General features: G+C 65.2%; 7 protein-coding genes. All 7 read right to left on the bottom strand.

The window, feature by feature from the left end:
* Positions 1–41: 41 nt before the first annotated feature.
* Positions 42–1,238: a 2-methylaconitate cis-trans isomerase PrpF gene (gene prpF / locus NX782_RS09300; protein ID WP_258845162.1), complete on the bottom strand. Its 1,197-nt coding sequence runs from the start codon at positions 1,236–1,238 to the stop codon at positions 42–44.
* A 105-nt stretch (positions 1,239–1,343) separates the two neighbouring features.
* The gene (gene acnD, locus NX782_RS09295; protein WP_258845161.1) at positions 1,344–3,944 is read right to left on the bottom strand and encodes a Fe/S-dependent 2-methylisocitrate dehydratase AcnD; all 2,601 of its coding nucleotides are present in this window, start codon (positions 3,942–3,944) and stop codon (positions 1,344–1,346) included.
* Complete coding sequence (locus NX782_RS09290) at positions 3,941–4,471, bottom strand: GNAT family N-acetyltransferase (protein ID WP_258845160.1); 531 nt, start codon at positions 4,469–4,471, stop codon at positions 3,941–3,943. The genes acnD and NX782_RS09290 overlap by 4 nt, the downstream gene beginning before the upstream one ends.
* A 116-nt stretch (positions 4,472–4,587) precedes the next feature.
* On the bottom strand, positions 4,588–5,754 hold the full coding sequence (gene prpC / locus NX782_RS09285; RefSeq protein WP_258845159.1) for a bifunctional 2-methylcitrate synthase/citrate synthase: 1,167 nt from the start codon (positions 5,752–5,754) through the stop codon (positions 4,588–4,590).
* A gap of 19 nt (positions 5,755–5,773) precedes the next feature.
* A complete protein-coding gene (gene prpB / locus NX782_RS09280) occupies positions 5,774–6,664 on the bottom strand; it encodes a methylisocitrate lyase (protein ID WP_258845158.1) in 891 nt (296 codons plus the stop codon).
* Between the two features lie 258 nt (positions 6,665–6,922).
* Positions 6,923–8,596 (bottom strand): cation acetate symporter, encoded by a 1,674-nt coding sequence (locus tag NX782_RS09275; protein WP_370661780.1) that lies wholly within the window; start codon positions 8,594–8,596, stop codon positions 6,923–6,925.
* Positions 8,593–8,952, bottom strand: a complete 360-nt coding sequence (locus tag NX782_RS09270; protein ID WP_258845168.1) for a DUF485 domain-containing protein — start codon at positions 8,950–8,952, stop codon at positions 8,593–8,595. The genes NX782_RS09275 and NX782_RS09270 overlap by 4 nt, the downstream gene beginning before the upstream one ends.
* Positions 8,953–9,065: the final 113 nt, after the last annotated feature.

Raw genomic sequence — 9,065 nt, 5'->3', positions numbered from 1 at the left:
AGCCCGCTGTGTTGCGTGGCGGGCTCATGTGTGACAAAGCGTTAGAAAGTATCGCCCGGGACTCTGATAAGGCCTTCCATCAGCACGCGCGCGCTACGGCTCATCACGGCCTTCCTGACGACCCAGTCGCCGCTCTGGGCATCCTGCTCGGCCTGGGCGCCGACGCGCAAGGTGCCGGAGGGGTGGCCGAAACGCACCGCTTCGTGCGCCCGCCCGCCCGCGGCCAGGCTGACCAGGGTGCCGGGGATGGCCGCCGCGGTGCCGATCGCCACCGCCGCCGTGCCCATCATCGCGTGGTGCAGCTTGCCCATCGAGAGTGCGCGCACCAGCAGGTCGATGTCCTGGGCGGCGACCCGCTTGCCGCTGGAGGCCGTGTAGTCCGCCGGCGGCGCCACGAAGGCGACCTTGGGCGTGTGCTGGCGCTTGGCCGCTTCTTCCAGATGCTGGATCAGGCCCATGCGCATCGCGCCGTAGGCACGGATCAACTCGAACATCGCCAGCGCCTTCGGGTCGCCGTTGATGTCGTCCTGCAGCTCGCTGCCCTTGTAGCCGATGTCCTGGGCGTTGACGAAGATGGTCGGGATGCCGGCATTGATCATCGTCGCCGGAAGCAGGCCGACGCCCGGCACTTCGAGTTCGTCGACCAGGTTCCCGGTCGGGAACATGGCGCCGCCGCCCTCGCCCTCCTCAGCCGCCGGATCCATGAATTCGAGCTGGACTTCGGCGGCCGGGAAGGTCACGCCGTCCAGTTCGAAGTCGCCGGTTTCCTGCACTTCGCCGTTCGTCACCGGCACATGGGCGACGATGGTTTTACTGATGTTGGCCTGCCAGATGGTGACGGTCACCGTACCGTTTTGCGGGATACGCGCCGGGTCGATGAAACCGTTGGCGATGGCATACGGGCCGATCGCCGCCGACAGGTTGCCGCAGTTGCCGCTCCAGTCGACGAAGGGCTTGTCGATCGAGACCTGGCCGAACAGGTAGTCGACGTCGTGGCCGGGGCGCGTGGACGGCGCCACGATCACGGTCTTGCTGGTGCTCGAAGTGGCGCCGCCCATGCCGTCGATCTGCTTGCCGTAGGGGTCGGGGCTGCCGACCACGCGCATCAGGAGCTGGTCGCGTGCCGCGCCGGGCACCTGCGCGGCTTCGGGCAGGTCCTGCAGGCGGAAGAACACGCCTTTGCTGGTGCCACCGCGCATGTAGGTGGCGGGGATTTTGATTTGGGGTTGGTGAGTCATATGTGTTATCCCTTCCCGTCATTCCCGCGAAAGCGGGAATCCATACGGCGCGTGCCTTGCGGCTCAGTATGGATCCCCGCTTCCGCGGGGATGACGGTGGTGAAGTTAGGCGGCCACCTTGGTCGTCGCCAGGAAGTCCTGCGCAAAGCGCTGCAGCACGCCGCCGGCCTCGTAGATCGACACCTCTTCCGCGGTGTCCAGGCGGCAGGTCACCGGCACCTCGACGGTCTCGCCACTCTTGCGATGCACGACCAGGGTCAGCACCGCGCGTGGGGTGCGTTCGCCCACCACGTCATAGGTCTCGGTGCCGTCCAGGCCCAGGGTCAGGCGGGTCGTGCCCGGCATGAACTCCAGCGGCAGCACGCCCATGCCGACCAGGTTGGTGCGGTGGATGCGCTCGAAGCCTTCGGCGACGATCGCTTCCACGCCCGCCAGGCGCACGCCCTTGGCCGCCCAGTCGCGCGAGGAACCCTGGCCGTAGTCGGCGCCGGCCACCACGATCAGCGGCTGCTTGCGTTCCATGTAGGTCTCGATCGCTTCCCACATGCGGGTAACGGTACCTTCCGGCTCGATGCGCGCCAGCGAGCCTGCGCGCACGCTGCCGTCGGGATTGCGCACCATCTCGTTCTTCAGGGTCGGGTTGGCGAAGGTGGCGCGCTGCGCGGTCAGGTGGTCGCCGCGGTGGGTGGCGTAGGAATTGAAGTCCTCTTCCGGCAGGCCCATCTTGTGCAGGTATTCGCCGGCCGCGGAGTCCAACATGATGGCGTTGGATGGCGACAAATGATCGGTGGTGATGTTGTCGCCCAGGACGGCCAGCGGACGCATGCCCTTGAGCGTGCGCTCGCCGGCCAGCGCGCCTTCCCAGTACGGCGGACGGCGGATGTAGGTGCTCATCGGGCGCCAGTCATACAGCGGCGACACTGCTTCCTCGGTGGTTTCCTGGCGCGCGAACATCACGTCGTACACGTTGCGGAACTGCTGCGGCTTCACCGACTGCTCGACCACGGCGTCGATCTCGGCGTCGCTCGGCCAGATATCGGCCAGGCGGATTTCCTTACCGGAGGCATCGGTGCCCAGCACGTCCTTCTCGATGTCGAAGCGGATCGTGCCGGCGATCGCATACGCCACCACCAGCGCCGGCGACGCCAGGAAGGCCTGCTTGGCATAGGGGTGGATGCGGCCGTCGAAGTTGCGGTTGCCCGACAGGACGGCGGTCGCGTACAGGTCGCGCTCCACGACTTCCTTCTGGATCACCGGATCGAGCGCGCCCGACATGCCGTTGCAGGTGGTGCAGGCAAAGGCGACGATGCCGAAGCCCAGCTTTTCGAGTTCCGGCAGCAGGCCGGCTTCTTCCAGGTACAGCGCGACGGCTTTCGAGCCCGGCGCCAGCGAGGACTTCACCCACGGCTTGCGCAGCAGGCCCAGCCTGTTTGCGTTACGCGCAATGAGGCCGGCCGCGATCATATTGCGCGGGTTATTGGTGTTGGTGCAGCTGGTGATCGCGGCGATGATCACGGAGCCGTCCGGCATCAGGCCCGGCTCGTTTTCGACCTTGCCTGCGATGCCCTGGGCCGCCAGCTCGGAAGTCGGCACGCGCTTGTGCGGGTTCGACGGGCCGGCGATGTTGCGCACCACGGTCGACAGGTCGAAACTCAGGGTGCGCTCGTATTCGACGTTTGCCAGGGTATCGGCCCACAGACCGGCTTCCCTGGCATAGGTCTCGACCAGCTTCACCAGCTCGTCGTCGCGGCCGGTCAGCTTGAGGTATTTGATGGTCTGCTCGTCGATGGCGAACATGGCGGCGGTGGCGCCGTATTCGGGGGCCATGTTCGAGATCGTCGCGCGGTCGCCGAGGGTCAGGTTGGCCGAACCCTCGCCGAAGAATTCGAGGTAGGCGGAGACGACCTTAGCCTTGCGCAGGAACTCGGTCAGCGCCAGCACGATGTCGGTGGCGGTGATGCCCGGCTGCGGTTTGCCGGTCAGCTCGACGCCGACGATGTCCGGCAGGCGCATGTAGGAAGCACGGCCCAGCATCACGCTTTCCGCTTCCAGGCCGCCCACGCCGATCGCGATCACGCCCAGCGCGTCGACCATCGGCGTGTGCGAGTCGGTGCCGACCAGCGTGTCCGGGAAGGCCACGCCATCCTTCACCTGGACCACGGGGCTCATGCGCTCGAGGTTAATCTGGTGCAGGATGCCGTTCCCCGGCGGGATCACGTCGACGTTCTGGAAGGCCTTCTTGGTCCAGTTGATGAAGTCGAAGCGGTCCTCGTTGCGGCGGTCTTCGATGGCGCGGTTCTTGTCGAAGGCGTCCGGCTCGAAGCCGCCGCACTCGACGGCCAGCGAGTGGTCGACCACCAGCTGGGTCGGCACCACCGGATTGACCAGCGCCGGATTACCGCCCTGCAGCGCGATCGCGTCGCGCAGGCCGGCCAGGTCGACCAGCGCGGTCTGGCCGAGGATGTCGTGGCAGACCACGCGGGCGGGGAACCACGGGAAATCGAGGTCGCGCTTGCGCTCGATGAGCTGCTTGAGCGAGGGCACCAGCGCTTGCGGCTCGCAGCGGCGCACCAGGTTCTCGGCCAGCACACGCGAGGTGTAAGGCAGGCCGTCCCAGGCGCCCGGCTGGATCTCTTCGACCGCCGCCTTGGCGTCGAAGTAATGCAGGTTGGTCCCGTGCAGGGGTTTGCGGTATTGGCTGTTCATGATGTCGGTGAATCTAATTGAAGTTGGCGGTGCTGCTTGGCGTAGTACCGCCCGTCGTGCAGAAAGGCGTCCGGCTCCAGGCCGAACTGCCGGAATCCGAAAGCGTCGTAGAGGCGCTCGGCGTTCGTATTGCCGTCGTGGACCGTCAGCGTGAGCTGGCGAATGTACTCAAGTGAGCGGGCGAATCCGATCAAATGAGCGACAAGTGCGCGGGCAACGCCCTGCCGCTGCCGCTCGGGATCGACCACCAGCGCGTTCAGGCTGGCCGAATGGCGGATCTTGCGTCCGGCCTGGGTGCGCAGGCAGATTGCGCCCACGAGCGTCGCCTCGTCGAAGGCGCCGAACCAGTACTCGCCGGCCTTCGCCAAACGCTGTTCGGCCCAGGACAGCGGCTGTTGCACAGCCTCTTCGTAGTCCGGGCGGAAGGCGTGCGGGAAGGCGCGCAGGCCGGCCAGGCGCAGGCTGCGGTAGGCGGCTGCGTCGGCTGGGGTGAGCTGGCGAATGGTGATCGGTTCGGCCATGTTCATATTGCGTTCGAATCGGCCTGCGGCCTTCGATCCGTCATCCCCGCGCAGGCGGGGATCCAAGTTCGTGGCGAACCAACGAAACTTGGGTTCCCGCCTGCGCGGGAACGACGTGGGGTTTATTTACGCTCGCTCAGCGGCACGAACTGCAGATCCTCCGGACCGACATAGTTCGCGCTCGGACGAATGATCTTGTTGTCGATGCGCTGCTCGATGATGTGAGCCGACCAGCCCGAGGTGCGCGCGATCACGAACAGCGGGGTGAACATGGCGGTCGGCACGCCCATCATGTGGTAGGACACGGCGGAGAACCAGTCCAGGTTCGGGAACATCTTCTTGACTTCCCACATGACCGATTCCAGGCGCTCGGCGATGTCGAACATCTTCATCGAACCGGCATCGCTCGAGAGCTTGCGCGCCACGTCCTTGATCACCTTGTTGCGCGGGTCCGAGATCGTGTACACCGGGTGGCCGAAGCCGATCACGACTTCCTTGTTGGCGACGCGGTTGCGGATGTCGGCTTCGGCTTCGTCCGGGTTCTCGTAGCGCTTCTGGATCTCGAAGGCGACTTCGTTGGCGCCGCCGTGCTTCGGACCGCGCAGCGCGCCGATCGCGCCGGTGATGGCCGAGTAGATGTCGGAACCGGTGCCGGCGATCACGCGGCCGGTGAAGGTCGAGGCGTTGAATTCGTGCTCGGCGTACAGGATCAGCGAGGTGTGCATCGCCTTCACCCACTCGTCGCACGGCTTGAAGCCGTGCAGCAGGTGCAGGAAGTGGCCGCCGATCGAATCGTCGTCGGTCTCGACATCGATGCGCTTGCCGTTATGGCTGAAGTGGTACCAGTACAGCAGCATCGAACCGAGGGAAGCCATCAGGCGGTCGGCGATGTCGCGCGCGCCCGGGATGTTGTGGTCGTCCTTTTCCGGCAGCGTGCAGCCCAGCACCGAGACGCCGGTACGCATCACGTCCATCGGGTGCGAGGCCGCCGGCAGCGCTTCCAGGGCCGACTTGACGGCTTGCGGCAGGCCGCGCAGCGATTTCAGCTTGGCCTTGTAGCCGCGCAGTTCGGCTTCGTTCGGCAGCTTGCCGTGCACCAGCAGATAGGCGATCTCTTCGAATTCCGAGGTCTCGGCGACGTCCAGGATGTCGTAGCCGCGGTAGTGCAGATCGTTGCCGGAACGGCCCACCGAGCACAGCGCGGTGTTGCCTGCGGCGACGCCGGACAGGGCGACGGATTTCTTCGGCTTGAAGGTCGGGGTGTCGGTTGCGGTGGTCTGGTCGGTCATCTCGTTATCTCCTCAAGGATTATTTGGCTTTGTTCTGGGCAAACAGGGCATCGAGCTTCTGCTCGAAACTGTGATAGTCGATGCGGTCGTAGAGTTCGGCGCGGGTCTGCATGGTGTCGACCACGTTCTTCTGGTGGCCATCGCGGCGGATCGCCTGGTAGACGTTCTCGGCGGCCTTGTTCATGGCGCGGAAGGCCGACAGCGGGTACAGCACGATGTCGACGTCGGCGCCGGCCAGTTCTTCCACGCTGAACAGCGGGGTCGCGCCGAATTCGGTGATGTTGGCCAGGATCGGCACCTTCACCGCTTTTTTGAACTGGGCGTACATCTCGAGGCTGGTGATCGCTTCCGGGAAGATCATGTCGGCGCCGGCTTCGACGCAGGCGACGGCACGCTCGACGGCTTTGTCGAGGCCTTCGACGGCCAGCGCGTCGGTGCGCGCCATGATCACGAAGTTGTCGTCGGTGCGGGCATCGACGGCGGCCTTCACGCGGTCGACCATCTCGGCCTGGCTGACGATTTCCTTGCCCGGACGGTGGCCGCAGCGCTTGGCGCCGACCTGGTCTTCGATATGGCAGGCGCCGGCGCCGGCCTTGATCAGCGAGCGCACGGTGCGCGCGACGTTGAAGGCGGAGGAGCCGAAGCCGGTGTCGATATCCACCAGCAGCGGCAGGTCGCAGACGTCGGTGATGCGGCGCACGTCGATCAGCACGTCTTCCAGGCCCGAGATGCCGAGGTCCGGCAGGCCCAGCGAACCCGCGGCCACGCCGCCGCCCGACAGGTAGATCGCGCGATAGCCGGCGCGCTTGGCCAGCAGGGCGTGGTTGGCGTTGATGGCGCCGATCACCTGCAGCGGGTGTTCTTCCTGCACGGCCTGGCGGAATTTGGCGCCAGCGGAGAGTTGGGTCATGGTGCTGTCCTTTCGTTGATTCATGGGTCAGGGTACGGGCTCATAAATGCAAACCCCGTGCCAGCTCCCATGCTACGCCGCCCTGCCCTGTTTTCAAGGACTTGGCGCTCTGGGAAGCCCTGGCCTTGTTTCATTCCGCAACACTGTTTCAACCATGAAACGCAACATCTGTTCCATCGCACCATGAAAAAAGCCCGGTCGACGAATCGACCGGGCCCTTCTTTATGTAGGGTGGGCTCCCCGAGCCCACGCCGGAACTCAGTGCGACGAAGCCGCTGCAGCTCCAATACCAGTCTCCGAACGCACTTCCTGCGCCTCGAAGCCAGCCTTGTCGATCGCAGCGCGCGGGCTCTTGTCGGTGACCGAGAACAGCCACACGCCCACGAAGCCGACGATCATCGAGAACAGTGCCGGCGAGGTGTACGGGAAGATCTCGGTCTTGTTGTGGAAGACGTCGACCCACACCGACTTCGACAGCACGGTCAGGATCACGGCGGTGGCCAGGCCCAGGAAGCCGCCGATGGTCGCGCCGCGGGTGGTGCACTTGCTCCACAGGACGGACATGAACAGCACCGGGAAGTTGGCCGAAGCCGCGATCGCGAAGGCCAGCGACACCATGAAGGCGACGTTGACGGTCTCGAACACATAGCCCAGTCCCACGGCGATGATGCCGAGGACGATGGTGGTGATCTTCGAGACGCGCAGTTCGCTGCCCGGGGCCGGCTGGCCCTTCTTGATCACGGTGGCATACAGGTCGTGCGACACCGCCGAGGCGCCCGACAGGGTCAGGCCGGCCACCACCGCCAGGATGGTCGCGAAGGCCACGGCCGAGATGAAGCCGAGGAAGACGTCGCCGCCGACCGCGCTGGCCAGGTGCACGGCCGCCATGTTGATGCCGCCCAGCAGCTTGCCGTCAGCATCCTTGAAGGCCGGGTTGGTACCGACCAGCACGATCGCGCCGAAGCCGATGATGAAGGTCAGGATGTAGAAGTAGCCGATCCAGGTGGTAGCCCACAGCACCGACTTGCGCGCTTCCTTGGCGCTCGGGACGGTGAAGAAGCGCATCAGGATGTGCGGCAGGCCGGCGGTACCGAACATCAGTGCCATGCCGAAGGAGATGCCGGAGATCGGGTCCTTGATGAAGTTACCCGGGCCCATGATCGAGAAGCCCTTGCTGTGCACGTCGACGGCCTTGGCGAACAGGGCTTCCGGGCTGAAGTTGTACATCGCCAGCACCGAGAACGCCATGAAGGAGGCGCCGCCGAGCAGCATCACGGCCTTGATGATCTGGACCCAGGTGGTGGCGGTCATGCCGCCGAACAGCACGTAGACCATCATCAGGATACCGACCAGCACCACGGCGATGCTGTAGTCCAGGCCGAACAGCAGCTTGATCAGCTGGCCGGCGCCGACCATCTGCGCGATCAGGTAGAACAGGACCACGACCAGGGTGCCCGAGGCGGCGAACATGCGCACCGGCTTCTGCGCGAAGCGGTAGGCGGCGACGTCGGCGAAGGTGAAGCGGCCCAGGTTGCGCAGGCGCTCGGCCATCAGGAAAGTGATGACCGGCCAGCCGACCAGGAAGCCGATCGCGTAGATCAGGCCGTCGAAGCCGTTGGCGAACACCGCGGCGGAAATGCCGAGGAAGCTTGCTGCCGACATGAAGTCGCCGGCGATCGCCAGGCCGTTCTGGAAGCCGGTGATGCCGCCGCCGGCGGTGTAGAAGTCCGAAGCCGAGCGGGTGCGCTTGGCGGCCCACTTGGTGATGAACAGGGTCAGGATCACGAACACCGCGAACATCGTGATCGCGGTCCAGTTGGTGGCCTGCTTGGTGGCCTGGCCCAGGTCGGGCGCGGCCAGCGCGGCATTGGTGGCGGCCAGCAGTGCCAGCGCGGATACCTTGTGCTTCAAATGCGGGATCATGGTCTTCATGCGCGCTTCCTCGATGCTGCGGTGGTGTCGGTGGTTTGCGCAGCCTGGCCGGCGGCGGCGTTGCGCTGGATCGCGTCGGTCAGCGCGTCGAACTCGCTGTTGGCGCGGCGCACGTAGATGCCGGTGACGACCACCGTGAACAGGATCACGAACAGGCCCAGGGGCACGCCCCAGGACATGACGCCCGCGCCGATGCGGGAACCCATGAATTCCTTGTCGAAGGCGTTCAGGCAGGTGAAGCCGTAATACACGATCATCACGGCCCAGGTCAGCATCCAGCCGTAGCGGGAGCGGGTCCTGACCAGCTTCTGGTAATTGGGGTCGTTCTTGACCCTCTGTACAACGTCTTGGTCCATCATTTGTCTCCAATCGTTCTATTGATGCCTTTTTAATACAGGCTGGGGTCGATCCTAAGTGGGTTGCCTTACCCGATTCTTACGGCTGGCGCCGATTTTCATTTCGATTTGCA

The sequence above is a fragment of the Massilia norwichensis genome (assembly GCF_024753245.1).
In the GTDB taxonomy this organism is placed as follows: Bacteria; Pseudomonadota; Gammaproteobacteria; order Burkholderiales; family Burkholderiaceae_D; genus Telluria; species Telluria norwichensis.
Note: the sequence above shows the minus strand (reverse complement) of the source record. Positions and strands in the feature narration are given on the sequence as shown.

What these genes read in the sequence shown, in the direction of transcription:
- prpF (WP_258845162.1), bottom strand. Translation starts at nt 1,238, where the DNA reads ATGACTCACCAACCCCAAATCAAAATCCCCGCCACCTACATGCGCGGT.
- acnD (WP_258845161.1), bottom strand. Translation starts at nt 3,944, where the DNA reads ATGAACAGCCAATACCGCAAACCCCTGCACGGGACCAACCTGCATTAC.
- NX782_RS09290 (WP_258845160.1), bottom strand. Translation starts at nt 4,471, where the DNA reads ATGAACATGGCCGAACCGATCACCATTCGCCAGCTCACCCCAGCCGAC.
- prpC (WP_258845159.1), bottom strand. Translation starts at nt 5,754, where the DNA reads ATGACCGACCAGACCACCGCAACCGACACCCCGACCTTCAAGCCGAAG.
- prpB (WP_258845158.1), bottom strand. Translation starts at nt 6,664, where the DNA reads ATGACCCAACTCTCCGCTGGCGCCAAATTCCGCCAGGCCGTGCAGGAA.
- NX782_RS09275 (WP_370661780.1), bottom strand. Translation starts at nt 8,596, where the DNA reads ATGAAGACCATGATCCCGCATTTGAAGCACAAGGTATCCGCGCTGGCA.
- NX782_RS09270 (WP_258845168.1), bottom strand. Translation starts at nt 8,952, where the DNA reads ATGGACCAAGACGTTGTACAGAGGGTCAAGAACGACCCCAATTACCAG.